General features: G+C 68.4%; 23 protein-coding genes and 1 pseudogene. 11 read left to right on the top strand and 13 right to left on the bottom strand.

What is annotated here, in order from left to right; all coding sequences use genetic code 11:
- Nucleotides 1-15: 15 nt before the first annotated feature.
- From SALMUC_RS02570 to SALMUC_RS02530, 9 genes are all read right to left on the bottom strand, one after another.
- Complete coding sequence (locus SALMUC_RS02570; protein WP_020038880.1) at nt 16-447, bottom strand: hypothetical protein; 432 nt, start codon at nt 445-447, stop codon at nt 16-18.
- Nucleotides 447-2,252: a succinate dehydrogenase flavoprotein subunit gene (sdhA, locus tag SALMUC_RS02565; RefSeq protein ID WP_020038879.1), complete on the bottom strand. Its 1,806-nt coding sequence runs from the start codon at nt 2,250-2,252 to the stop codon at nt 447-449. The genes SALMUC_RS02570 and sdhA overlap by 1 nt, the downstream gene beginning before the upstream one ends.
- 21 nt (nt 2,253-2,273) lie before the next feature.
- Entirely contained in the window at nt 2,274-2,645 is a 372-nt protein-coding gene (sdhD, locus tag SALMUC_RS02560) for a succinate dehydrogenase, hydrophobic membrane anchor protein (protein WP_020038878.1), read from the bottom strand.
- A 13-nt stretch (nt 2,646-2,658) separates the two neighbouring features.
- Nucleotides 2,659-3,054: a succinate dehydrogenase, cytochrome b556 subunit gene (gene sdhC, locus SALMUC_RS02555; RefSeq protein WP_020038877.1), complete on the bottom strand. Its 396-nt coding sequence runs from the start codon at nt 3,052-3,054 to the stop codon at nt 2,659-2,661.
- A gap of 224 nt (nt 3,055-3,278) precedes the next feature.
- Complete coding sequence (locus tag SALMUC_RS02550; RefSeq protein ID WP_020038876.1) at nt 3,279-3,473, bottom strand: hypothetical protein; 195 nt, start codon at nt 3,471-3,473, stop codon at nt 3,279-3,281.
- 108 nt (nt 3,474-3,581) lie between these two features.
- Nucleotides 3,582-4,616, bottom strand: coding sequence for a MaoC family dehydratase (locus tag SALMUC_RS02545; RefSeq protein WP_020038875.1), 1,035 nt, complete (start codon nt 4,614-4,616; stop codon nt 3,582-3,584).
- Nucleotide 4,617: 1 nt separating this feature from the next.
- A complete protein-coding gene (locus SALMUC_RS02540) occupies nt 4,618-4,821 on the bottom strand; it encodes a DUF1737 domain-containing protein (RefSeq protein ID WP_020038874.1) in 204 nt (67 codons plus the stop codon).
- Nucleotides 4,822-4,825: 4 nt separating this feature from the next.
- The gene (locus SALMUC_RS02535) at nt 4,826-5,371 is read right to left on the bottom strand and encodes an NnrU family protein (protein ID WP_020038873.1); all 546 of its coding nucleotides are present in this window, start codon (nt 5,369-5,371) and stop codon (nt 4,826-4,828) included.
- A 42-nt stretch (nt 5,372-5,413) separates the two neighbouring features.
- Nucleotides 5,414-6,265, bottom strand: a complete 852-nt coding sequence (locus SALMUC_RS02530; RefSeq protein WP_020038872.1) for an HpcH/HpaI aldolase/citrate lyase family protein — start codon at nt 6,263-6,265, stop codon at nt 5,414-5,416.
- A gap of 312 nt (nt 6,266-6,577) precedes the next feature.
- Between SALMUC_RS02530 and SALMUC_RS02525 the strand changes: the two genes are divergently transcribed.
- Complete coding sequence (locus SALMUC_RS02525) at nt 6,578-6,853, top strand: hypothetical protein (RefSeq protein ID WP_245584667.1); 276 nt, start codon at nt 6,578-6,580, stop codon at nt 6,851-6,853.
- Between the two features lie 9 nt (nt 6,854-6,862).
- On the opposite strand, the gene SALMUC_RS02520 is transcribed toward SALMUC_RS02525, so the two are convergent.
- Nucleotides 6,863-7,618 (bottom strand): sulfite exporter TauE/SafE family protein, encoded by a 756-nt coding sequence (locus SALMUC_RS02520; protein ID WP_020038870.1) that lies wholly within the window; start codon nt 7,616-7,618, stop codon nt 6,863-6,865.
- 155 nt (nt 7,619-7,773) lie between these two features.
- Between SALMUC_RS02520 and mdh the strand changes: the two genes are divergently transcribed.
- The 9 genes from mdh to lpdA all read left to right on the top strand — a co-directional run bounded on the left by mdh (nt 7,774) and on the right by lpdA (nt 18,736).
- A complete protein-coding gene (gene mdh, locus SALMUC_RS02515; RefSeq protein ID WP_020038869.1) occupies nt 7,774-8,736 on the top strand; it encodes a malate dehydrogenase in 963 nt (320 codons plus the stop codon).
- Nucleotides 8,737-9,151: 415 nt separating this feature from the next.
- Entirely contained in the window at nt 9,152-10,345 is a 1,194-nt protein-coding gene (gene sucC / locus SALMUC_RS02510) for an ADP-forming succinate--CoA ligase subunit beta (protein ID WP_020038868.1), read from the top strand.
- Nucleotides 10,346-10,492: 147 nt separating this feature from the next.
- Nucleotides 10,493-11,380 carry a succinate--CoA ligase subunit alpha gene (gene sucD / locus SALMUC_RS02505; RefSeq protein WP_020038867.1) on the top strand — a complete coding sequence of 296 codons (888 nt, stop codon included), beginning with the start codon at nt 10,493-10,495 and terminating at the stop codon, nt 11,378-11,380.
- Nucleotides 11,381-11,568: 188 nt separating this feature from the next.
- Nucleotides 11,569-14,541: a 2-oxoglutarate dehydrogenase E1 component gene (locus tag SALMUC_RS02500; protein ID WP_020038866.1), complete on the top strand. Its 2,973-nt coding sequence runs from the start codon at nt 11,569-11,571 to the stop codon at nt 14,539-14,541.
- Nucleotides 14,542-14,545: 4 nt separating this feature from the next.
- Nucleotides 14,546-16,126 carry a 2-oxoglutarate dehydrogenase complex dihydrolipoyllysine-residue succinyltransferase gene (gene odhB, locus SALMUC_RS02495; RefSeq protein ID WP_020038865.1) on the top strand — a complete coding sequence of 527 codons (1,581 nt, stop codon included), beginning with the start codon at nt 14,546-14,548 and terminating at the stop codon, nt 16,124-16,126.
- A gap of 103 nt (nt 16,127-16,229) precedes the next feature.
- Nucleotides 16,230-16,610 (top strand): cupin domain-containing protein, encoded by a 381-nt coding sequence (locus tag SALMUC_RS02490; protein ID WP_020038864.1) that lies wholly within the window; start codon nt 16,230-16,232, stop codon nt 16,608-16,610.
- A 15-nt stretch (nt 16,611-16,625) separates the two neighbouring features.
- Entirely contained in the window at nt 16,626-16,859 is a 234-nt protein-coding gene (locus tag SALMUC_RS02485) for a hypothetical protein (protein ID WP_020038863.1), read from the top strand.
- Nucleotides 16,856-17,245 (top strand): MAPEG family protein, encoded by a 390-nt coding sequence (locus tag SALMUC_RS02480; RefSeq protein ID WP_021119739.1) that lies wholly within the window; start codon nt 16,856-16,858, stop codon nt 17,243-17,245. Before SALMUC_RS02485 ends, SALMUC_RS02480 begins: the two co-directional genes overlap by 4 nt.
- A 63-nt stretch (nt 17,246-17,308) precedes the next feature.
- Nucleotides 17,309-18,736, top strand: coding sequence for a dihydrolipoyl dehydrogenase (gene lpdA / locus SALMUC_RS02475; protein WP_342663013.1), 1,428 nt, complete (start codon nt 17,309-17,311; stop codon nt 18,734-18,736).
- Nucleotides 18,737-18,833: 97 nt separating this feature from the next.
- On the opposite strand, the gene SALMUC_RS02470 is transcribed toward lpdA, so the two are convergent.
- The 3 genes and pseudogenes from SALMUC_RS02470 to SALMUC_RS02460 form a co-directional block, all read right to left on the bottom strand.
- Entirely contained in the window at nt 18,834-19,574 is a 741-nt protein-coding gene (locus SALMUC_RS02470) for a lysophospholipid acyltransferase family protein (protein ID WP_020038860.1), read from the bottom strand.
- Nucleotides 19,574-20,466, bottom strand: a pseudogene (locus SALMUC_RS02465) (cell division protein FtsX). The gene SALMUC_RS02470 and the pseudogene SALMUC_RS02465 overlap by 1 nt, the downstream one beginning before the upstream one ends.
- 11 nt (nt 20,467-20,477) lie before the next feature.
- The gene (locus SALMUC_RS02460; RefSeq protein WP_021119737.1) at nt 20,478-21,152 is read right to left on the bottom strand and encodes a cell division ATP-binding protein FtsE; all 675 of its coding nucleotides are present in this window, start codon (nt 21,150-21,152) and stop codon (nt 20,478-20,480) included.
- A 156-nt stretch (nt 21,153-21,308) separates the two neighbouring features.
- Between SALMUC_RS02460 and SALMUC_RS30895 the strand changes: the two genes are divergently transcribed.
- Nucleotides 21,309-21,643, top strand: a 335-nt coding sequence (locus SALMUC_RS30895) for a zinc-ribbon domain-containing protein (RefSeq protein WP_245584652.1), incomplete at its 3' end; no start/stop codon positions are given.

The following is a 21,643-nucleotide window of genomic DNA, read 5'->3' as shown; positions in this document are numbered from 1 at the left end:
CGTACGGGAGGCGCATCATGGTCCGGGGCAATAGGTCGTCCCCCTGTAGATCACCGGCGCGCCCGGCGTGCAGAGACCGCTGGTCGCGGCCAGGGCACCGGGCGCGGGTGCGGCGGCGGCACTCGCCACGACACGCTCGGAGGGTCGCGACGGCGGCGTGCCGTAGGTGTAGCTCCGGACCGTGGCGCCGGTCGCGGTTTCGGTCTCGACGGTGGCGCGCGATCCGACGGTCGGCGAGGCGCGCAGGCAGGCGTTGACCGCGTCGGCCCCGGCCTGCGTGCCGCCTTCGCCCGGCACGACGAGAGGCGGCGTCTGGCCGCCGTCGTAGTCGTAGGCGCCGGGCGGGTCGACCTGGATCATGCAGTGCACGACGGGATCGCCCCGGCCGCTGGCGCAGGACGCCAGCGCGAGAAGCCCGAAAGCCGAAAGGGCGACCCCTGCCTTCATCAGAAGGTCCGGGCCTTGGGCGCGATGCGCTTGAGCTCGATGCCGCCCTCCTTCTCCTCGGTCAGCGGATCGAGGATCACGGGACGGTAGGTGAGCTTGACCTCGTTGCCCTCGAGATGGGCGATGGAGTGCACGCGCCAGTTGTCGTCGTCGCGCTCGGGGTAGTCCTCGTGGGCATGGGCCCCGCGGCTTTCCTTGCGCGCTTCGGCGCCGACGATGGTGGCCAGCGCGTTGGGCATGAGGTTGGTGAGCTCGAGCGTCTCCATCAGGTCCGAGTTCCAGATCAGCGTCCGGTCGGTGACCTTGAGGTCGGCCATCTTGCCCGCGATGCCGGCCATCTTCTCGACGCCCTGCTTGAGGGTCTTGTCGGTGCGGAAGACCGCGGCGTCCTCCTGCATGGTGCGCTGCATCTCGAGGCGCAGCTCGGCGGTGGGGGTGCCCCCGTCGGCGTGACGCAACCCGTCGAAGCGGTCGAGCGCCTTGTCCACCGAGGCCTGGTTCGGCACGCCCCGCGCGGCTTCGCGGTCGACCACCTTGCCGGCGCGGATCGCGGCGGCGCGGCCGAAGACAACGAGGTCGATCAGCGAGTTCGAGCCGAGGCGGTTCGCCCCGTGCACCGAGGCGCAGCCCGCCTCGCCCACGGCCATGAGGCCGGGCACGATGGCGTTGGGGTCCTCGGAGGTCGGGTTCAGCACCTCGCCCCAGTAGTTCGTGGGGATGCCGCCCATGTTGTAGTGCACGGTGGGCAGGACCGGGATCGGCTCCTTGGTCACGTCCACGCCGGCGAAGATCTTGGCCGACTCGGAGATGCCCGGAAGCCGCTCGGCGAGCGCCTCTTTCGGCAGGTGCGAGAGGTTCAGGTGGATGTGATCGCCATGCTCGCCCACGCCGCGGCCCTCGCGGATCTCCATGGTCATGGAGCGCGAGACGTAGTCGCGCGGCGCGAGGTCTTTGTACGTCGGCGCGTAGCGCTCCATGAAGCGCTCGCCCTCGGAGTTGGTGAGGTAGCCGCCCTCGCCCCGTGCGCCCTCGGTGATGAGGCAGCCCGAGCCGTAGATGCCGGTGGGGTGGAACTGCACGAATTCCATGTCCTGCAGCGCGAGACCCGCGCGGGCCACCATGCCGCCGCCGTCGCCGGTGCAGGTGTGCGCCGAGGTCGCGGAGAAGTAGGACCGGCCGTAACCGCCGGTGGCCAGCACGACCATCTTGGCGTTGAAGACGTGGAAGGTGCCGTCGTCGAGTTTCCAGCAGAGCACGCCCTGGCAAATGCCGTCTTCGGACATGATGAGGTCGATGGCGAAATACTCGATGTAGAACTCGGCGTTGTTCTTGAGCGACTGGCCGTAGAGCGTGTGCAGGATCGCGTGGCCGGTGCGGTCGGCGGCGGCGCAGGTGCGCTGCACCGGCGGGCCCTCGCCGAACTCGGTGGTGTGGCCGCCGAAGGGACGCTGGTAGATCTTGCCCTCTTCGGTGCGCGAGAAGGGCACGCCGTAGTGTTCCAGCTCGTATACGGCGGCGGGCGCCGAGCGCGCGAGGTATTCCATCGCGTCGGTGTCGCCCAGCCAGTCCGACCCCTTGACGGTGTCGTACATGTGCCACTGCCAGTTGTCGGGGCCCATGTTGGAGAGCGAGGCGGCGATGCCGCCCTGCGCGGCGACGGTGTGCGACCGGGTCGGGAAGACCTTGGTCACGCAGGCCGTGCGCAGCCCCTGTTCGGCCATGCCGAGCGTGGCGCGCAGACCCGCGCCCCCTGCCCCGACGACCACGACGTCATAATCATGCGTCTCGTATTCGTATGCAGCCATATCTCGGGTCTTTCCGTTGTCTCAGAGGGCGATCTTGGCGATCGCGAAGATGCCGGCGGCGATCAGCACGTAGCTGAGCCCGACCGTCGCCATGATGAGCAGCTTGCGGGTGGTGCCCTGGGCGTAGTCCTCGATCGCCACGCGGGCGCCCTTGTGGAAGTGCTGGAGGCCCACGAAGATCACCAGCCCCGCGAGGATCGCCGGGAAGGGGCTCTCGAAGGTGGCGAGCGCGGATTCGTAGCCCGACCCCAGCGCGCGGCCGAAGATGAAGAGGAAGGTGGGCACGAGGAAGGCCAGCGCCACGGAGCTGACGATCATGTACCAGTGATGTTCGGTGCCGGAGTGGGCGGCGCCCTTGCCTTCGGCGCGCTTGCGGTCGGTCAGGTAACGCATCGCGATGCCTCCCTCAGATCCAGAGAATGAGAACGGTGATGACCGTGAGTACGACGGACCCGTAGACGCAGATCCATCCCAGCTTCTCGGCGGTCTCGAGCTCGAGGCCCTTGCCGGCGTCCCAGATCAGGTGACGCAGCCCGGCGAGGTAGTGATACCAGACCGCCCAGAGCGACAGGAACATCACGATGTTGCCGACCCAGGAGGTGATCCACCACTCGGCGGTCTCGAAATACTCCGGCCCCGCGGCAAGCGCGAGGAACCACCAGACCATCAGGATGACGCCGACGATCAGCGCATTGCCGGTGATGCGGGTCAGGATGGAGGAGATGGAGGTTAGCTGCGGTCGGTAGTACGGCCCGATCATGAAGGGCGAGAGCGGGCGGTCGACCTGGGTCTTCTCGGCCATGGCGTGTCCTTTCGGTTCCCTCTTGCACGGGGTTCTAGCGGCTTTACGCCACCCGTGTCACGAGACCGATGCCCCATGCGGGGCGATTTTTCGGGGCATTGCGGCAATTTGCGCGGAAATCGTGATCACACGCGGAAATGTGTGATCACAAAACTCGGGGCCGCGCGCGGCGTTCGCGGTAACATGTGATGCGGGGCGCGCGGAGGCACGCACCGGGGGGCGACTCAATCGGGGAAGCCGAGCCGCCGGAGCGCCGCCGTGCCCTGCTGCCGCAGGGCGGGATCGTCGGACCAGAGGTTTGCGTGGATCGCCGACATCAGCGTGCTGAGCCGCTTTTCGGCGACGAGTGCGCCCACAACCTCGGGAATGTCGCTTTCGGGAATGTCGAGAACCTCGGCGGGTTCCGCGGGAAGTCGCATCTGTACCATCGTCTGCCTCCGAGACTTGCACTGCGAATCCTCTCCCCGTCGGAAGACTAGCCGAGACCGCGCCGTTTCGCGACGTAAACGTGACGGCAGGCGCGCCGCTCAGAGCGGCATGAGCGCCCAGTAGTCGAGATCGAGCAGGACATCGGGGCGATACTTGCCGTCCTCGCCCTTGAGCTCGAAGGGCGCGCCGCCCTTTGTGGCCACCAGCCGCAGGCGGATCGCGCCCACGCCGGGGGCATCGGTCTCGGCCTTGTCGAGCACCTCGGACCAGGCGCGGACGGTGTCGCCGGCAAAGCAGGGGTTGGCATGGGCCCCGCCGTTGAGGCCGACGATCGTCTGCGCGTTGGCAAGCCCGTTGAACGACAGAGCGCGGGCGAGCGAGATGACGTGCCCGCCGTAGATCAGGCGGCGGCCGTCCTCGCGCAGGGTGGCGTCGAAGTGCACCTTGGCGGTGTTCTGCCAGAGGCGCGTGGCCATCATGTGCTCGGCCTCCTCGATGGTGACACCATCGACGTGGTCGATGGTCTCGCCCACCTCGTAGTCGCCCCAGCGGTGCGGCTCGCCCGCGAGGGTGAAGTCGTAGGCGCTGAAATCGAGCCCCTGCGGCACCACGAGATCCTGCGGGTCCAGCGCGGGCTTGAGGTCGGGCAGCACGGTCTCGGGGGCCGGTGCGTCCAGGTCGTGCTTGCGCACCATGACCCAGCGGCAATATTCCATCACCGCCTCGTCGCGCTGGTTGCGGCCGACCGTGCGGACGTAGACCACGCCCGTCTTGCCGTTGGAGTTCTGCTTGAGGCCGATGACCTCGGAGGCCGAGCGCAGCGTGTCGCCGGGCCAGACCGGGCGCAGCCAGCGGCCCTCGGCATAGCCGAGGTTCGCCACCGCGTTCAGCGAGACATCGGGGACGGTCTTGCCGAAGACCACGTGGAAGGCCGCCAGTTCGTCGATGGGCGCCGCGGGCAGACCGCAGGCCTGGGCGAAGGCGTCCGAGGAGGCCAGCGCGTGCCGGGCGGGGTAGAGCGCGTGGTAGAGCGCGCGCTCGCCGCCGGACACGGTCCGGGGCACGGCGTGGTCGATGACCTGGCCGATGGCATAATCCTCGAAGAAGCGTCCCGCGTTGGTCTTGGCTGCCATGTCACTGCTCCCCCAGCTTGAGGTCGGGGTGGTAGGTGCCCTCGACGTCTTTCACCACGGCCTGGCCGCAGCGCATGACGCCGTTGGCGGCATCGAAGGCATAGGTGGGGCCGCCGTGCAACTCCCAGCCCTTGTCGAGCGCGGCCGAAACCTTGTGGCAGAAGGCCGAGGTGTCGTCCTCGGAGAGAAAACGGTAGAGCTTCATGGCGTTATCCGAAAGCTGGGTAGCCGAGCCAGGTGTGGACGAAGCCGATCACGACCAGCAGCACGAGGCTGGCGGCAAGGAAGATGACATCCTTCTTGATCGGCCCCTTGGCGGGAGGCGTCCATTCGGGTTCGGCGCGGTTGATGACGATCATCTCGACGACGGCCCAGATGCCGAGCCCGCCGAAGAGCACGAAGGAGGGGACGTCGCCGTTCACCAGCAGGTGCGCGACCGTCCACAGCAGGAAGCCCGTGAGCATCGGGTGGCGCATCCGGTAAAAGAGCGCGCCCTTCTTGGGCCCGGGCGAGAAGAAGTAAAGCGAGGCCAGCATCAGCAGGTTGTTGATGCCCACCGTCGCGGGGTGACGGCCCCAGAAGAAGGCGCCGTCGGCGGCCTTGTAGCCGAAGATCATCAGCAGGATCGCGACGGCCAGCGCCGCGGCGACGAGGCCCTTGCCCTTGTCGCCCATCGAGGCGCGCGGGCCGGGGGCGATGCGCTTGAACAGGTGGGCGCCCCACCACAGCAGAACGCCGAGAACGAGAAGGGCCATGGGTGTCTCCTTTGACCGGTGCGTGGCCCGGTCACCCTGCGATCATTCGCTCAGGGCAGCAATGGCCTCGGCCTTGGCGAGCGTGGATTTCGCCGTCGCGACGTGCAGGTTCTCGACGATCTTGCCGTCGACCACGGCAACCCCCTGCCCTTCCTTCTCGGCGGCCTCGTAGGCCTCGATCTGGCGGCGGGCGAGCTCGACCTCGGCCTCGGTGGGCGCGAAGGCGGCGTTGGCGGTCTCGAGCTGCGCGGGGTGGATCAGCGTCTTGCCGTCGAAGCCCATGTCGCGGCCCTGGTGACATTCCTCGGCAAGCCCGGCGTCGTCCTTGAAGGCGTTGTAGACGCCGTCGACGATCACGCAGTCGGTGGCCTTGGCCGCGAGCAGGCAGTGGCCCAGAGCCGACATCATCGGCAGCCGGTCGGCACGGAAGCGCGCGCTGAGTTCCTTGGCGAGGTCGTTGGTGCCCATGACCATGCCCATCAGCCGCGGATGCGCGCCGATGGCCTGCGCGTTGAGGATGCCCGCGGGCGTCTCCATCATGGCCCAGAGCGGCTTGTCGGTGAGCCTGGCCAGCGCGTCGAGCTGGGCGGTGCTTTCGACCTTGGGCAGCAGGATGGCGTCGCAGTCCATGGCGTCGGCGGCCTTCGCGTCGGCCTCGCCCCACTCGGTCTCGAGCCCGTTGATCCGCACGATCCGGGTCCGGCGGCCATAGCCGCCCTGCGCCAGCGCGGCGGCCAGCGTGTCGCGCGCCGAGACCTTCTCGCCGGGCGCGACGGCGTCCTCGAGGTCGAAGATGATCGCGTCCACGGTCAGCGTGCGGGCCTTGTCGAGCGCACGGTCCTTGGAGCCGGGAATGTAGAGCACCGAACGATAGGGGCGCAGCGCGAGATCCATGGTCACCTCCCTTGGCGTGGTCTTGGCGTAATAAAGTTGCGCGGAATGAGCCATTGTTTGCCGAAATGTGCAAGGTCGAATTTGCCGCGCCGCAGAGAGTCCGCAGAAAACAAGGCATTTCCTATACCGGCCCCTCCGTTAACCAATCCTTGGCAGTTGCCGCGCAGACTGCGGACCCAGGGCAAGATCCGGCAGAGATCGCCCGGAGCGAAGACGACCCGAGGGGACGATGCGCAGGACCGGCCGGATGCGCCGGACGCGACAGCCGAAAGGGTGATGCAGATGACACGCACGATCGTAACGGCACTGCTGATGATGACCGTTTTCACGGGGCTGGCCCGGGCCGAGGGCCGTGCCTGCGCCGCGCGGGACCAGGTGGTGATGCGCCTGGCCGAGAAATACGGCGAGACGCGCCAGTCCATCGGGCTGGGCAACAACAACGCGCTGATGGAGGTCTTTGCCTCGGACGAGACCGGGACCTGGACCATCACGGTGACCACCACCGGCGGCGTCACCTGCCTGGTCGCGAGCGGCAAGGCCTTCGAAACGCTGGCCGAGGCGTTGCCGATCCCCGAGCACGACGCCTGAGCCGGTCGCTCAGGTCACGGCGTCGAGGATGAGCTTGCCGCCGGTCACCGCCAGCAGGACGTAGGTGAGCGCGAAGAAGGCGCGCTCGGGCACCGCGCGGTGTGCCCGGACGCCGAGCCATGTGCCCAGCAACGCGAAGGGCGCGAGCGCGAGGTCGAAGGCGAAGGTCTGCAGGGTGAAGACGCCCATGGCGCCGTAGAGCCCGGCCTTGAGCAGGTTGACCGCCCAGAAGACGAGCACGGTGGTCGCCTGGTAGCGGGTCTTGTCGAGCCCGCGGCCCAGCAGGAAGACCGCCGCCACGGGCCCGCCGGCGTGGCTGATGAAGCTGGTGAAGCCCAGCCCGGCGCCCGCGAGCCCGCCCGCGACCGTGCCGAAGCGACGGGCGGTGAGGCCGGCGAGCCCGACCTTCTGCGCCAGTTGCCAGGTCACGAAGCCGACCGAGATGGCGCCGATCAGCAGGCGGATCGCGTCGGGGTCCGCGCCGGCGTAGAACCATGCGCCGAGCAGCGTGCCGGGCAGGCTGCCCAGCAGCAGGACGCGTGCCTCGGGCCAGGCCCAGCGCCGCCAGTAGGCCGGCAGGCTGCCCGCGTCGATCAGCATCAGCAGCGGCAACATGACGCCCAGCGCCGCGCCGGGCTCGAGCACCAGCGCGAGAATCGTCGCGCTGGCAAAGGCCGCGCCCGATCCGAAGCCCGCCTTCGACACCCCAGCGAAGATCACCGCCGGGACCGCCACGCAAAACACCTGCCAGCTAAACAGCTCCATTCGCTCCTAACCTCCCGGTTTTTCGCGCTTTAGCGCCAACATCCGGGCGGGGCCAGCCCGCACCCGGGGTCATGCCGCTCTGCAGCGCTCTTGCGCGCCGCAAGCCAAACCCTTACCCAAACAGCGGATTTACATATGGAGCGGAGAACAGATCCATGGCCAGACCCAAGATCGCCCTGATCGGCGCGGGACAGATCGGCGGCACGCTTGCCCACCTCGCGGCGCTCAAGGAACTGGGCGACGTCGTCCTCTTCGACATCTCCGAGGGCACGCCCGAGGGCAAGGCGCTCGACATCGCCGAGTCGGGCCCCGCTGAAGGATTCGACGCCAAGCTGAAGGGCACGCAGGACTACGCCGACATCGCCGGCGCGGATGTCTGCATCGTGACCGCCGGCGTGCCGCGCAAGCCGGGCATGAGCCGCGACGACCTGCTGGGCATCAACCTCAAGGTCATGAAGGCCGTCGGCGAAGGCATCGCCGCCAACGCACCCGACGCCTTCGTCATCTGCATCACCAACCCGCTCGACGCCATGGTCTGGGCGCTGCAGAAGTTTTCGGGCCTGCCCCCGCAGAAGGTCTGCGGCATGGCCGGCGTGCTGGACAGCGCGCGCTTCCGCCACTTCCTGAGCCTCGAGTTCGACGTCTCGATGAAGGACGTCACCGCCTTCGTGCTGGGCGGCCACGGCGACACCATGGTGCCGCTGACCCGCTACTCGACCGTCGCCGGCATCCCGCTGCCCGACCTCGTCAAGATGGGCTGGACCACGCAGGAGAAGCTGGACGCCATCGTGCAGCGCACCCGTGACGGCGGCGCCGAGATCGTCGGCCTGCTGAAGACCGGCTCGGCCTTCTACGCGCCCGCCACCAGCGCCATCGAGATGGCCGAGGCCTATCTCAAGGACCAGAAGCGCGTGCTGCCCTGCGCCGCCTTCTGCGACGGCGAGTTCGGCCTGGACGGCTTCTACGTCGGCGTGCCGACGGTGATCGGCGACAAGGGCATCGAGCGCATCGTCGACATCAAGATGACCAAGGACGAGCAGGCGATGTTCGACAACTCGGTCAGCGCCGTGAAGGGCCTGGTCGAGGCCTGCAAGGGCATCGACGAAACCCTCGCCTGATATCCCGAGGCCGGCCCCCGCGCGGATGCGCCGGGGCCGGCCGACCACGCACGGCGCCGGCTGCCCCGGCGCCGACTGCGCGCGACGCGGCCGCCCTGCGGCGACCTTCCGCGCGACAGGGAACGGGCTGCATCGGCCGCCTCGTCCCCGCCCCCGGCAAGGGCCGCCGCGCCCGTCCCGCACCGGCACACCCCCCGCCGCACAGCGACGCCGACACACGAATCGCACGGATTCCATGTTAGCGCGCCCGGTTTTCGGGCAGCGCCGAAGTTTGTGATCACACGCTTCCGGCGTGTGATCACGTATGTCGGAAAATCCGCTCAAATCGTCAATCTGCGCGATATTTCGTTTAACCTCGGCGGTCGCACGGGCTTATACCGGCGGAGAAATCGCAGCAAGATGGGACGAGTCTTCCATGAACATCCACGAATATCAGGCAAAAGCGCTTCTGCGCGACTACGGCTGCCCGGTCTCGGACGGCCGCGTCGTGCTGACGGCGAACGATGCCAAGACGGCGGCGGGCGAACTGGACGGACCTCTCTGGGTCGTGAAGGCGCAGATCCACGCGGGCGGTCGCGGCAAGGGCCACTTCAAGGAGCACGACGCCGGCGAGAAGGGCGGCGTTCGCCTTGCCAAGTCGGTGGAGGAAGCGGCTGAAGAGACCAACCGCATGCTGGGCCACACGCTGGTGACGCACCAGACCGGAGAGGCCGGCAAGCAGGTCAACCGCATCTACATCGAGGACGGCTCGGACATCGAGCGCGAACTCTACCTCGCGCTGCTCGTGGATCGCGTCAGCAGCCGCATCTCCTTTGTCTGCTCGACCGAGGGCGGCATGGACATCGAGGAAGTCGCGGCCAACACGCCCGACAAGATCCTGTCGTTCTCGATCGACCCGGCCACCGGCTACCAGGGCTTCCACGGCCGCCGCATCGCCTTTGCGCTGGGTCTCGAGGGCAAGCAGATCCGCCAGTGCGCCACGCTCGTCGGCAATCTCTACAAGATGTTCGTCGAGAAGGACATGGAGATGCTGGAGATCAACCCGCTGATCGTGACCACCGACGGCAACCTCAAGTGCCTCGACTGCAAGGCGGGCTTCGATGCCAACGCGCTGTACCGCCACCCTGACATCGTCGGCCTGCGCGACGAGACCGAGGAAGACCCCAAGGAACTCGCGGCCTCGCAGCATGACCTGAACTACATCGCGCTGGACGGCGAGATCGGCTGCATGGTGAACGGCGCGGGCCTGGCCATGGCGACCATGGACATCATCAAGCTCTACGGCGGCGAGCCGGCCAACTTCCTCGACGTGGGCGGCGGCGCGACCAAGGAGAAGGTGACCGAGGCCTTCAAGATCATCACGTCCGACAAGAACGTGAAGGGCATCCTGGTCAACATCTTCGGCGGCATCATGCGCTGCGACGTGATCGCCGAGGGCGTGATCGCCGCGGTCAAGGAAGTGGGCCTGCAGGTTCCGCTGGTCGTGCGCCTGGAAGGCACCAACGTCGAGCAGGGCAAGCAGATCATCGCGGACTCCGGTCTGAACGTGATCGCCGCCGACGACCTGAGCGACGGTGCCGAGAAGATCGTGAAGGCGGTCAAGGGGTGAGCGCCGCTCCGGGGCCCCGGCCCCGGCGATCGCTCCTCCGGAGCGGTCGAGGCGCGACCGGGCGGAGCCCGGGGCCCTAGCGGCCCGCTCGCCCGCACCACTGGAATTTGACGCGGCACGTCCGCAAGAAATCAGGAGAACGCCAAGATGGCAGTCCTCGTCGACGAAAACACCAAGGTCATCTGTCAGGGCTTCACCGGCTCGCAGGGCACCTTCCACTCCGAACAGGCCATCGCCTACGGCACCAAGATGGTCGGCGGCGTCACCCCCGGAAAAGGCGGCGCCGAGCACCTCGGCCTGCCGGTCTTCAACTCGGTCCACGAGGCCGTGCAGAAGACCGAGGCGAACGCATCGGTGATCTACGTCCCGCCGCCCTTCGCCGCGGATTCGATCCTCGAGGCGATCGACGCCGAGATCGAGCTCATCGTCTGCATCACCGAGGGCATCCCGGTGCTGGACATGATGAAGGTCAAGCGCGCGCTGGTCGACAGCAAGTCGCGCCTGATCGGGCCCAACTGCCCGGGCGTCATCACCCCCGACGCCTGCAAGATCGGCATCATGCCGGGCCACATCCACAAGCGCGGCTCGGTGGGCGTGGTCTCGCGCTCGGGCACGCTGACCTACGAGGCGGTCAAGCAGACCACCGACATGGGCCTGGGCCAGTCCTCGGCCGTGGGCATCGGCGGCGATCCGATCAAGGGCACCGAGCACATCGACGTGCTGGACATGTTCCTGGACGATCCCGAGACCGAGTCGATCATCATGATCGGCGAGATCGGCGGTTCGGCCGAGGAAGACGCGGCCGAGTTCCTCAAGGAACAGAAGAAGAAGGGCCGCTGGAAGCCGACCGCGGGCTTCATCGCCGGCCGCACGGCGCCTCCGGGCCGCCGCATGGGCCACGCGGGCGCCATCGTCGCCGGCGGCAAGGGCGGCGCCGACGACAAGATCGAGGCCATGAAGTCGGCCGGGATCGTGGTCGCGGACAGCCCCGCCAAGCTGGGCGAGGCCGTGATGGAAGCGATCAAGAAAGGCTGATGCGCCCGGCCCCGGGCTTGACCCCGGGGCCGACGGCCGCAATTGCCAGCATGACAGGCATGTCCCGGGCCGGACCCGGGGCCTGCCATTGAAAACGAAGAGGAAACCGACGAGCATCATGACAGGCACCTGGCCACCCGGGTTCCTCTCCTGCTGCTTCAGCGATCGGTCAGAAAAGGACGCGCGCGATGACGGATCAAAGCCCCAACGATGTCTTTCACGCCTCGAGCTTCATGCAGGGCGCCAACGCGGAATACCTCGAACAGATGTATGCGCGCTACGCCAACGACCCGAACGCGGTCGATGAAGCCTGGGCCGAGTTCTTCGAGGCGCTCGGCGACGAGGGTGCCAATGTCAGCAAGGAGGCCGCCGGCCCCTCGTGGGAGCGCCGCGACTGGCCGCCCCAGCCCGAGGACGACCTGACCGCCGCCCTGACCGGCGAATGGCCGATGCCCGCCGTTCCGGCCGAGGCCAAGGGTGCCAAGCAGAAGATCGCCGACAAGGCCGAGGCCAGCGGCGTCAAGCTGACCGACGACCAGATCAAGCGGGCGGTGCTGGACAGCATCCGCGCGCTGATGATCATCCGCGCGCACCGCATCCGCGGGCACCTCGCGGCGGATCTCGACCCGCTGGGCTTGCACGGCCGCTCGCCCCACCCCGAGCTCGATCCCAAGGCCTACGGCTTCACCGAGGCCGACATGGACCGGCCGATCTTCATCGACAACGTGCTGGGTCTTCAGATCGCATCGCTGCGCGAGATCATGGCAGTGCTCAAACGCACCTACTGCGGCACCTTCGCGCTGCAGTACATGCACATTTCGGACCCCGAGCAGTCGGCCTGGCTCAAGGAGCGGATTGAGGGCTACGGCAAGGAGGTGAAGTTCACCCGCGAGGGCCGGCGCGCGATCCTCAACAAGATGGTCGAGGCCGAGGGCTTCGAGAAGTTCCTGCACGTCAAGTACATGGGCACCAAGCGTTTCGGCCTCGACGGCGGCGAAAGCGCGATTCCGGCGCTGGAGCAGATCATCAAGCGCGGCGGCGCCCTGGGGGTCAAGGAAGTCGTCTTCGGCATGCCCCACCGCGGCCGCCTCTCGGTGCTGGCCAACGTGATGAACAAGCCCTACCGCGCGATCTTCAACGAGTTCCAGGGCGGCAGCTTCAAGCCCGAGGACGTGGACGGCTCGGGCGACGTGAAATACCACCTCGGCGCCTCTTCGGACCGCACCTTCGACGACAACGAGGTGCACCTGTCGCTGACCGCGAACCCCTCGCACCTCGAGGCGGTGAACCCGGTGGTGCTGGGCAAGGTCCGCGCCAAGCAGGACCAGCTGCACGACACCGAGCGCAAGCAGGTGCTGCCGGTTCTGCTGCACGGTGACGCGGCCTTTGCCGGCCAGGGCGTCGTGGCGGAATGCTTCGCGCTCTCGGGCCTGCGCGGCCACCGCACGGGCGGCACGATCCACGTCGTGGTGAACAACCAGATCGGCTTTACCACCGCGCCGCACTTCTCGCGCTCCTCGCCCTACCCCACCGACAACGCGCTGGTGGTCGAGGCGCCGATCTTCCACGTCAACGGCGACGACCCGGAGGCCGTGGTGCACGCCGCCAAGGTCGCGACCGAGTTCCGCCAGAAGTTCGGCAAGGACGTGGTCATCGACATGTTCTGCTACCGCCGGTTCGGTCACAACGAGGGCGACGAGCCCATGTTCACCAACCCGGTGATGTACAAGCAGATCAAGGGCCACAAGACGACGCTGACGCTCTACACCGAGCGGCTGGTCAAGGACGGCCTCATCCCCGAGGGCGAGATCGAGGACATGAAGGCCGCCTTCCAGTCCCATCTCAACGAGGAGTTCGAGGCCGGCAAGACCTACAAGCCCAACAAGGCCGACTGGCTGGACGGGCGCTGGTCGCACCTCGACCAGCAGGAAAAGGGCAACTACCAGCGCGGCGAGACCGCGATCAAGGAAGAGACGCTCGAGCAGATCGGCAAGGGTCTGACCACCGTGCCCGAAGGCTTCCCGCTGCACCGGACGGTGGGCCGCTTCCTCGACGCGCGTCGCAAGATGTTCGAAAGCGGCCAGGGCTTCGACTGGGCCACCGCCGAGTCCATTGCCTTCGGCGCCCTGCTGACCGAGGGTTATCCCGTGCGCCTTGCCGGGCAGGACAGCACGCGCGGCACCTTCTCGCAGCGGCACTCGGGCCTCATCAACCAGGAGGACGAGGACCGTTACTACCCGCTCAACCACATCCGCGAGGGCCAGGCCCGCTACGAGGTCATCGACTCGGCGCTCTCGGAATACGCGGTCTGCGGGTTCGAGTACGGCTACTCGCTGGCCGAGCCCAACGCGCTGGTGCTCTGGGAGGCGCAGTTCGGCGACTTCGCCAACGGCGCGCAGATCATGTTCGACCAGTTCATCAGCTCGGGCGAGAGCAAGTGGCTGCGGATGTCGGGCCTCGTGTGCCTGCTGCCGCACGGCTACGAGGGCCAGGGCCCCGAGCACAGCTCGGCGCGCCTCGAGCGCTTCCTGCAGATGTGCGGCCAGGACAACATGATCGTCGCCAACTGCTCGACCCCGGCGAACTACTTCCACATCCTGCGCCGGCAGCTGCACCGGAGCTACCGCAAGCCGCTGATCCTGATGACGCCCAAGTCGCTGCTGCGCCACAAGCTCTGCGTCTCCGAGGCGGCGGACTTCACCAGCGGCTCGAGCTTCCACCGCATCCTGTGGGACAGCGCGGAATCCGGCGAGAGCGACACCAAGCTGGCACCCGACGACAAGATCAAGCGCGTCGTCATGTGCTCGGGCAAGGTCTACTACGACCTGCTCGAAGAGCGTGACAGCCGCGGCATCGACGACGTCTACCTGATGCGGATCGAGCAGTTCTATCCCTTCCCGGCCATGAGCCTCGTGAAGGAGATGGAGCGCTTCAAGCAGGCCGAGGTGATCTGGTGCCAGGAAGAGCCCAAGAACCAGGGCGGCTGGACCTTCATCGAGCCCAACATCGAGTGGGTGCTGAGCCGCATCGACGCCAAGCATCCGCGCCCGCGCTACGTGGGCCGCGCCACCTCGGCCTCGCCCGCGACGGGCCTGGCCAGCCAGCACAAGGCACAACAAGCGGCGCTCGTGGACGAGGCGCTGACCATCGAAGGGAACTGAACTGATGACGACCGAAGTGCGCGTCCCCACGCTCGGGGAATCCGTGACCGAGGCCACCGTGGCGACCTGGTTCAAGAAGCCGGGTGACAGCGTGGCCGTGGACGAGATGCTGTGCGAGCTGGAAACCGACAAGGTCACCGTCGAGGTGCCCTCGCCGGCCGCGGGCAAGCTGGCCGACATCGTCGCGAACGAGGGCGACACCGTCGGCGTCGATGCGCTGCTCGCCAACATCTCGGCCTCGGACGAAGCCGGGGCGGACAGCTCGTCCAAGGCGTCGTCCTCCTCCTCCGAGCAGACATCCTCGGGCGGCGAGGAGAAGCCTGCCGCGTCCGGCGGCGGTGGCGGCGGCGAGTCCGTCGACGTGATGGTGCCCTCGCTGGGCGAGTCCGTGTCCGAGGCGACCGTCTCGACCTGGTTCAAGAAGGTCGGCGACGCCGTCGCGCAGGACGAGATGCTCTGCGAGCTCGAGACCGACAAGGTCTCGGTCGAGGTTCCCGCCCCCGCGGCCGGCACCTTGGCCGAGATCGTCGCGCCCGAGGGCGAGACCGTGCAGGCCGACGCCAAGCTGGCGGTGATCTCGTCGGGCGAGGCGGGCAGCGCCGGCGCCTCGCCCCCCGCGCAGAAGGAAGAGGGCGCGGGCGGCACCCAGTACGACACGCCCCCCGCCGGCAACGGCGGTCCCAAGGGCGACATCGAGGATGCGCCCTCGGCCAAGAAGGCCATGGCCGAGGCCGGCCTCTCGCGCGACCAGGTGCAGGGGTCGGGCAAGGACGGCCGCGTCATGAAGTCCGACGTCTCGGCCGCCGTGGCCGCCGCGAAATCGGCGCCCGCCGCCGATGCCTCGGCGCCGCAGCCGCAGCGCGCCCCCTCGCCGGCCGAGGACGCCGACCGCGAGGAGCGGGTCAAGATGACCCGCCTGCGCCAGACCATCGCCAAGCGCCTCAAGGACGCGCAGAACACGGCGGCCATGCTGACCACCTACAACGAGGTGGACATGACCGAGACCATGGCGCTGCGCAGCCAGTACAAGGATCTCTTCGAGAAGAAGCACGGCGTGCGCCTGGGCTTCATGTCCTTCTTCACCAAGGCCTGCGTGCACGCCCTGAAGGAGGTCCCCGAGGTCAACGCCGAGATCGACGGCAACGAGGTGGTCTACAAGAACTTCGTGCACATGGGCATCGCCGCGGGCACGCCGCAGGGCCTCGTGGTGCCGGTGATCCGCGACGTGGATTCCAAGTCCTTCGCCGAGATCGAGGGCGCCATCGCCGAGAAGGGCAAGCGCGCCCGTGACGGCAAGCTCTCGATGGCCGAGATGCAGGGCGGCACCTTCACGATCTCGAACGGCGGCGTCTACGGCTCGCTGATGTCCTCGCCGATCCTGAACCCCCCGCAGTCGGGCATCCTCGGCATGCACAAGATCCAGGAGCGGCCGATGGTGGTCGATGGCGAGATCAAGATCCGCCCGATGATGTACCTTGCCCTCAGCTACGATCACCGCATCGTCGACGGCAAGGGCGCGGTGACCTTCCTCGTCCGCGTCAAGGAGGCGCTCGAGGATCCGCGCCGTCTGCTGATGGATCTCTGATCCGGCCGCGGCCCGCCCGACGGGCCGCCCGCCCCCGGCAGTCCCTGCCGGGGGATCGCCGTGGCAGGAGCCGCGGAGGCGACACGATCCCCGAAGGGCCCACATGACCGAGACCCCCTATCCCACCCGCATCGAGGACGGCACGCCCGACCTGCACGACATGGATGGCGCCCCGGGCATGACCTACCGGCTGCTGGTCGACGCCTCCAAGGTGCCCAGCGCCAGCCTCTGCCACGGCATCTTCTACATGGAGCCCGAGGCCGAAGAGCCCGCGCACACCCACGACGTCTCGGAGACCATCTACGTGCTCTCGGGCCGCGGCTACGTGCGGCTCGACGACGACAAGGTGATGCTGGAGCCGGGCGACATGGTCTACATTCCCCCCGGCACCGCGCACGGCTTCTACGCCGAGGAGGAGATGGAGGTGCATTTCACCTTCCCCGTCGACCGCTTCGACCAAGTCGCCTACCACGACGCCACCTGACCCGGAGCCCGCACCATGAGCACCCAGCTTCTCCTCCGCTTCGACAGCTTCGACCAGGAAGCCTTCGATTCCGATGCCGAGAACCGCGCGCACGCCGGGCTGACGCTGCTGCAGATGTGGCGCGAGGGCAGTGCGACCCGCTGGGCCCTGCTCTCGGTCAACGACGGCGAGAAGGCCCGCGCCTGGCTGGACCAGGCCAAGGCGCTGGGGCACGGTCCCGCGGAGGCGCATTTCCTGGAGACGGCATGACCCCCGAGCTCACCGCCCTGACCCTCGCGGCGCTGCTGCAGGCCGTGCAGATGGTGATCTTCTCGATCACCGCGCAGCGGCAGGTCGGACCGAAATACGCCGCCTCTCCGCGCGACGAGGGCCGCGAACTCAGCGGCACCGCCGGCCGCGCACAGCGGGCGATGAACAACCACTTCAGGGGGCTGATCCTCTTCTCCATCGCGGTCTTCGTGCTGACCTGGGCCGACAAGACCGGCGCGATCACCGCGCTGCTGGCCCTCGTCTACCTCGTGGCCCGCGTCCTCTACGTGCCCGCCTACCTCCTCGGCTGGACGCCCTGGCGCTCGCTTATCTGGGTCGCCGGCTGGGGCGCCACCGTTCTCATGCTGCTCGCGGCCTTCCTCTAGGGGCATCTTCTGGCCGCAAATATCCCGGGGTGAACGGGCCGCAGGCCCGGAGGGGCAGAGCCCCTGCCCCCTCCAAGGAAAGGAAAGACCACATGGCGACAATACGACGTCATCGTCATCGGTTCGGGCCCCGGCCGGCGTACGTGGCCGCCATCCGCTGCGCGCAGCTGGGTCGTCAAGACCGCCTGCGTCGAGGGCCGCGAGACGCTGGGCGGCACCTGCCTCAACGTCGGCTGCATCCCCTCCAAGGCGCTGCTGCACGCCAGCCACCAGCTGCACGAGGCGGAAGAGAACTTCGCCAAGATGGGCCTCAAGGGCAAGGCGCCCACCGTCGACTGGAAGCAGATGCTCTCCTACAAGGAGGACGTCATCGGCCAGAACACCAAGGGCATCGAGTTCCTGTTCAAGAAGAACAAGATCGACTGGCTCAAGGGCTGGGGCTCGATCCCCGAGGCGGGCAAGGTCAAGGTCGGCGACGAGACCTACGAGACGAAGAACATCATCGTGGCCACCGGCTCCGAGGCATCCTCCGTGCCCGGCGCCGAGGTCGAGATCGACGAGAAGATTGTCGTGACCTCGACCGGCGCGCTCGAGCTGGGCAAGATCCCCAAGAAGATGGTGGTGATCGGCGCCGGCGTCATCGGACTCGAGATGGGCTCGGTCTACTCGCGTCTCGGCACCGAGGTCGAGGTGATCGAGTTCCTCGACAAGATCACGCCGACCATGGACCAGGAAGTGAGCCGCAACTTCCAGCGCCTGCTGGGCAAGCAGGGGCTGAACTTCACCATGGGCGCGGCGGTCTCCAAGGTCGAGACCACCAAGACCAAGGCCAAGATCACCTACAAGCTGCGCAAGGACGACAGCGAGCACACCACCGAGGCGGACGTCGTGCTGGTCGCCACCGGCCGCAAGCCCTTCACCGACGGGCTGGGCCTCGAGGCGCTGGGGATCGAGACCACCAAGGGCGGCCAGGTCAAGACCGACGGCCACTGGGCGACCTCGGTCAAGGGCATCTACGCCATCGGCGACGCCATCGAGGGCCCGATGCTGGCACACAAGGCCGAGGACGAGGGCATGGCCTGCGCCGAGGTGATCGCCGGCAAGGCGGGCCACGTGAACTACAACGTGATCCCGAGCGTGATCTACACCCACCCCGAGGTGGCCGCCGTGGGCGCCACCGAGCAGGAGCTCAAGGAAGCGGGCAAGGCCTACAAGGTCGGAAAGTTCTCCTTCATGGGCAACGGCCGGGCCAAGGCCAACTTCGCGGGCGACGGCTTCGTCAAGATCCTCGCCGACAAGGAGACCGACCGGATCCTCGGCGCGCATATCATCGGCCCCGCGGCGGGCGACCTGATCCACGAGATCTGCGTCGGCATGGAGTTCGGCGCCGCGGCCGAGGACATCGCGCTGACCTGCCACGCGCACCCCACCTACTCCGAGGCGGTTCGCGAGGCGGCACTCGCCTGCGGCGACGGCCCGATCCACTCCTGACACGCAACGCGGCGCCGGTCCTCCCGGCGCCGCGCCCCGAAGCCTTGGAAAGGCTTTCGCAAATTTCTTCGAAGAAATTCGGGCCCTGCCGCCGCCGTCAGTCGCGGTCAGGCAGTTCGAGCCCCGCCTCGCGCATCAACCGGTCCGAGGCCGTCTCGACATCGTTTTCCAGCCGCGTCAGGAACCCGTCGCGATCCAGCCCCTGCGGCAGCGCGGGCAGGAATTCGACCACGGCGACGCCCGGCTTGCGGTAGATCCCCTTGCGCGGCCAGAAGATCCCGCAGTTCGTCGCCGCCGGCACGCAGGGCTGACCGAGCTGCTCGTAGAGCACCGAGGCACCGATCTTGTAGGGTGCCTTGACGCCCGGTGCCACGCGCGTGCCCTGCGCGTAGATGATGAGTTGGCCGGGGATCGCCGCGCCCTGCGCGACGTCCTGCACCATCTTCTTGATCGCGGCCCCGCGCTTGCCCCGGTCGACCGGCACGCAGCCGATGCGCAGCGCATACTGGCCCAGCACCGGCGCCCAGAGCAGCTCGCGCTTCATGATGAACTTTCCCGCGGGCACCGCGCCGAAGATCATGATGATGTCGAGGAAGCTCTGGTGCTTGGCGGCGATCACGACCTCGCCGGAGGGGATCTCGCCCCGCACCTCGGTCTTCAGGCCCACCATCCAGCCTGCCGTCCAGCGCACCCAGCGGCACCAAGCGACGCAGGCCGCCCGGGCGCCCCGGCGCGAGGCCATGGCCCAGGGAAAGTAGACGATCCCCACGACGCCCATGGCGGCATACATCTGCCCCACGAACACCAGCGAGCGCAGCCATTGAACGGCATAGGCCATCAGGTCAGATCCTCCAGAACGCGCCGCGCGGCGCGGGCGGTGGCAAGAAAGGCGACAGCGCCCGCGAGCGGCGGCACCAGCAGCGGCACGATCCAGTGCCAGCCCCGGAAGGCGAGGCCGGTGAGGAAGCCACCGGTGTCGCCCGCCCCCGGCCAGTGCGAGGACGGCGGCGATGCCGAGGCCCGGTCCCCACCGCCGCGCCGCCGAGCGCGCGCAGGGTGAAGCGCCGCACGAAGGCGCGGGCGATATAGGTGTCGGTTGCCCCGACCAGCCGCAGCACCGCGATCACCTGCGCGTTGGCCGCGAGCGCCGCGTTGGCCGCGAGCGTCACCATCGCGCCGACCGCCGCCGCGATCAGCCCGAGCGACACCCAGCCGAAGAGCCGCAGCCGCGTGGCCGCCGTCACCAGCGGCCGCCGCCAGCGCGTGTGATCGTCGAGCACCGCGCCGGGCACCTCGGCCTGCAGGCGCAGCCGCAGGCCGGCGCCGTCGTAGCCCTCGGAGGTTTCGATCACCTCGATGAGCCGCGGCACCGGCAGGTCCTCGAGCGGCAGGTCGGGGCCGAACCAGGGCTCGAGCAGCGCGCGCTGCTCGTCGTTGGTGAGCGCCCTTGCCGAGGCCACGCCGGGCGTCTGCTCGAGCACCCGCAGCGCGGCCTCGACCTGCGCCGCGCCCTGCCCTTCGGGCGCCGAGATCCGCACCGTCGAGGCGCGGGCCAGCTCGTCGCCCCAGGTCGTCGCGAGCCGCCCGGCGGCCAGCGAGAGCGCCAGGGCGAGCACCGCGAGAAAGGCCATGGCGGCGGCGGTGAAGACCGTCAGCCGCGCGGTGAAGCCGGTGGGCGGGACCACCCGGTCGGCGCGGCTGTCGCCCCGCACCAGCGCCCGCAGCGAGATGGGTGCCAGGCTCACAGGTCCGCCCCCGCCGTCTGCAGGCGCCGGTCCTTGATCCGCAGCACGCGCGCCTGCACCTGCACCTTGGCGGCGCGGATGAGCTGCAGGTCGTGGGTGGCGATCAGGATGGTCTTGCCCATGCGGTTCAGCTCCACCAGCAGCTGCAGCAGCCGCTGCGACATGTCCCAGTCGACGTTGCCCGTGGGTTCGTCGGCGAGGATCACCTCGGGCGACATGATGACCGCGCGGGCCAGCGCCGCGCGCTGGCGCTCGCCGCCGGACAGTTCGGGCGGCAGCGCGTCGGCCCGGCCCGAGAGGCCGACCCAGGCCATGAGCTCGCGCAGGTTGCCCTCCTGCCCGGCCTCGGCGCCGGAGACCACCAGCGGCAGGGCCACGTTCTCGGACAGCGGCAGGTGATCGAGGAAGCGGCAGTCCTGGTGCACGACACCGATGCGGCGGCGGCTCATGGCGACCTGGTCGCGGGTCATCTGCCGGACGTCGCGCTTGAAGAGACGCACCTGCCCCGCGGTGGGCACCAGCGCGCCGTAGCAGAGCTTGAGGAAGGTCGTCTTGCCCGCGCCCGAGGGGCCCGTCAGGAAGTGGAACGAGCCCGGCGCGAGGTCGAGCGATATGTCGGTCAGAAGCTCGCCGCCGCCATAGTTGTAGGCCACGCTGTCCAGCTCGATCACGCCTGATGGCTCCTGTCCTTCGGTCGGCCTGTTGTGCCCGAGCCGCGCCGCACATGCAATCCGCGCACCGGCTCCAAATTCGCCTTTTCGCCGCAATCCCGGTCACCTATGGTCAGCCGGAAACCGGACCGCCGGGACGGTTCGCGAGGAGACGGAATGAGGCTGATCTGCCCCAACTGCGGCGCGCAATACGAGGTCCCGACGGATGTGATTCCGGAGGGCGGCCGCGACGTGCAGTGCTCGAGCTGCGGACACACCTGGTTCCAGGCCCACCCCGAGGACGCGGCCGCGGCGCCGCCACCGGCGCCCGAGCCGGAGCCGGAAGCGGCGCCCGAGCCAGCACCCGCCGTCGAGCCCGAGCCTGCCCCACGCCCCGTTGCCGCATCGGAACCCGAGCCTGAGCCCGAGGACGAAGACGCGCCCGAGGACGAGGCGGAGCCCGAGCCTGCGGCCCCCCGGCCGCCTATGGTCGACGACCTTGCGCCGGCGCA

Origin of the sequence: Salipiger mucosus DSM 16094 (assembly GCF_000442255.1) — a bacterium.
GTDB classification, from domain to species: Bacteria; Pseudomonadota; Alphaproteobacteria; order Rhodobacterales; family Rhodobacteraceae; genus Salipiger; species Salipiger mucosus.
The sequence above is the reverse complement of the archived record's forward strand: the minus strand, read 5'-3'. Positions and strand labels throughout refer to the sequence as shown.

Coding starts and splice junctions, on each gene's coding strand:
- sdhC (WP_020038877.1), bottom strand. CDS start 3,054: ATGGCCGAGAAGACCCAGGTCGACCGCCCGCTCTCGCCCTTCATGATC.
- sucC (WP_020038868.1), top strand. CDS start 9,152: ATGAACATCCACGAATATCAGGCAAAAGCGCTTCTGCGCGACTACGGC.
- SALMUC_RS02500 (WP_020038866.1), top strand. CDS start 11,569: ATGACGGATCAAAGCCCCAACGATGTCTTTCACGCCTCGAGCTTCATG.
- SALMUC_RS02530 (WP_020038872.1), bottom strand. CDS start 6,265: ATGGATCTCGCGCTGCGCCCCTATCGTTCGGTGCTCTACATTCCCGGC.
- SALMUC_RS02485 (WP_020038863.1), top strand. CDS start 16,626: ATGAGCACCCAGCTTCTCCTCCGCTTCGACAGCTTCGACCAGGAAGCC.
- SALMUC_RS02535 (WP_020038873.1), bottom strand. CDS start 5,371: ATGGCCCTTCTCGTTCTCGGCGTTCTGCTGTGGTGGGGCGCCCACCTG.
- SALMUC_RS02490 (WP_020038864.1), top strand. CDS start 16,230: ATGACCGAGACCCCCTATCCCACCCGCATCGAGGACGGCACGCCCGAC.
- SALMUC_RS02545 (WP_020038875.1), bottom strand. CDS start 4,616: ATGGCAGCCAAGACCAACGCGGGACGCTTCTTCGAGGATTATGCCATC.
- SALMUC_RS02570 (WP_020038880.1), bottom strand. CDS start 447: ATGAAGGCAGGGGTCGCCCTTTCGGCTTTCGGGCTTCTCGCGCTGGCG.
- odhB (WP_020038865.1), top strand. CDS start 14,546: ATGACGACCGAAGTGCGCGTCCCCACGCTCGGGGAATCCGTGACCGAG.
- SALMUC_RS02520 (WP_020038870.1), bottom strand. CDS start 7,618: ATGGAGCTGTTTAGCTGGCAGGTGTTTTGCGTGGCGGTCCCGGCGGTG.
- mdh (WP_020038869.1), top strand. CDS start 7,774: ATGGCCAGACCCAAGATCGCCCTGATCGGCGCGGGACAGATCGGCGGC.
- sdhD (WP_020038878.1), bottom strand. CDS start 2,645: ATGCGTTACCTGACCGACCGCAAGCGCGCCGAAGGCAAGGGCGCCGCC.
- SALMUC_RS02525 (WP_245584667.1), top strand. CDS start 6,578: ATGATGACCGTTTTCACGGGGCTGGCCCGGGCCGAGGGCCGTGCCTGC.
- SALMUC_RS02480 (WP_021119739.1), top strand. CDS start 16,856: ATGACCCCCGAGCTCACCGCCCTGACCCTCGCGGCGCTGCTGCAGGCC.
- SALMUC_RS02550 (WP_020038876.1), bottom strand. CDS start 3,473: ATGCGACTTCCCGCGGAACCCGCCGAGGTTCTCGACATTCCCGAAAGC.
- SALMUC_RS02540 (WP_020038874.1), bottom strand. CDS start 4,821: ATGAAGCTCTACCGTTTTCTCTCCGAGGACGACACCTCGGCCTTCTGC.
- SALMUC_RS02470 (WP_020038860.1), bottom strand. CDS start 19,574: ATGGCCTATGCCGTTCAATGGCTGCGCTCGCTGGTGTTCGTGGGGCAG.
- sucD (WP_020038867.1), top strand. CDS start 10,493: ATGGCAGTCCTCGTCGACGAAAACACCAAGGTCATCTGTCAGGGCTTC.
- sdhA (WP_020038879.1), bottom strand. CDS start 2,252: ATGGCTGCATACGAATACGAGACGCATGATTATGACGTCGTGGTCGTC.